The sequence below is a fragment of the Streptomyces sp. NPDC002476 genome (assembly GCF_042889785.1).
In the GTDB taxonomy this organism is placed as follows: Bacteria; Actinomycetota; Actinomycetes; order Streptomycetales; family Streptomycetaceae; genus Streptomyces.
On sequence record NZ_JBIARH010000106.1, the window covers coordinates 1 to 1,664 of the forward strand.

Below are 1,664 nucleotides of genomic sequence, written 5' to 3' on the forward strand. Positions count from 1 at the left end.
CTCGCTGCACCTGGCTTCCAACGGCGCCTCCGCGGCCGTGAACTGGCGTCTGTTCCTGCCCGGGAGCTGGGATCCCGCCTCGCCCAAGGCCGACCCGGCCAAGGTGGCCCGCCGCGACAAGTGCGCCATCCCCGTCCAGGTGGGCCATGTCGAGAAGTGGCAGCTGGCCCTCGACATGATCGACGAGACGCGGTCCTGGGGCATCGAGGTGCCCCAGGACATCGCCGACGGCGGCTACGGCGACACCGCCGCCTTCCGGCTCGGCCTGGAAGAACGCAGCCTCGAGTACGTGGTGGGCATCTCGACCACGACCACCGCGCAACCCGGGAACGCACAGCCCTGCACCCCGGCCTACTCCGGCCGCGGCCCACGGCCGGTTCCTGCCTACCCCGAGCCGGCCCAGCGGGTGAGGAGCCTGGTCATCGCGGCCGGTAAGAACTCCGCGCGGCCGGTGCAGTGGAGGGAGGGATCGCGGCCGGGCAGCGGCCGCAGCGGGCACAAGCGCATGTACTCGCGCTTCGTGGCCCTGCGGGTTCGGCCCGCCGGACGTGAGATCCGCAAAGCCACGGCCGGCACCGAGCTTCCGGTCCGCTGGCTGCTGGCCGAATGGCCCGCTGGCCAGGACGAGCCCGTGCAGTTCTGGCTCTCCAACCTGCCCGAGACCACCCCGTTGCCCGTCCTCGTGCGCACCGCGAAGCTCCGCTGGCGCATCGAGAACGACTACCGCGAGATGAAACAGGCCCTGGGCCTGGCCCACTTCGAAGGCCGGACCTGGCCAGGCTGGCACCACCACGTCACCCTCGTCTCGGTCGCCCACGCCTTCTGCAGGCGCTGTCACGTTGGCTGATGGGGTGGGATGATCTTCGGGTTGATCATGGTGGAGGGGGTTGTCCGTGGGTAGTACGCCGCTGTCGTACAAGGGGCACCGGTACCCGGTCGAGGTGATCTCCCACTGCGTGTGGCTGTACTTCCGCTTCCCGTTGTCATTCCGTGAGGTGGAGGAGCTGATGCTGCAGCGCGGCGTCATTGCGTCCTACGAGACGATCCGCCGGTGGTGTCTGAAGTTCGGACAGTCCTACGCCAACGCGCTGCGCCGCCGACGTCCCCGCCCCGGCGACAAGTGGCACCTTGACGAGGTCTTCATCACGATCAACGGCGAGCAGAAGTACCTCTGGCGCGCGGTCGACCAGGACGGCAACGTACTGGACATCCTCGTTCAGAACCGGCGCAACAAGGCCGCGGCCAGGCGCTTCTTCCGTCGGCTCCTCAAAGGAATCGGGGCCGTGCCGAGGGTGATCGTCACGGACAAGCTCCGTTCCTACGGGGCGGCCCACCGCGAGGTGATGCCCTCGGTCGAGCACCGCTCCCACAAGGGCCTGAACAACCGAGCCGAGAACTCCCACCAGCCAACGAGGCAGCGCGAACGCGCCATGAAAGGCTTCCGCAGCGTCGGAGGAGCCCAGAGATTCCTGTCCGCGTTCAGCGGCATCTCACCCCACTTCCGGCCACGCCGGCACCGGATGACCGCCCCCGTTACCTTTTCAGTGGCCCCGCAATGGGGCGCCTGGCCCCCGGGCCCGGTATGGCTGTGTGCCCCCTGTCGTACGGATGACCTGGGGGGTGTTGCCGCCGGGCTTCGGGGCACCGCTTGACCGCTGATGAGG

The 1,664-nt window shown here is 68.8% G+C and carries 1 protein-coding gene and 1 pseudogene; both read left to right on the forward strand.

The window, feature by feature from the left end:
• Nucleotides 1-847: IS701 family transposase (locus ACFYXM_RS37090; protein ID WP_389296261.1), on the forward strand; the 847-nt coding region annotated here is incomplete at its 5' end.
• A 46-nt stretch (nucleotides 848-893) separates the two neighbouring features.
• Nucleotides 894-1,529: pseudogene (locus ACFYXM_RS37095) on the forward strand (IS6 family transposase); the annotation flags it as partial.
• Between the last annotated feature and the right edge of the window lie 135 nt (nucleotides 1,530-1,664).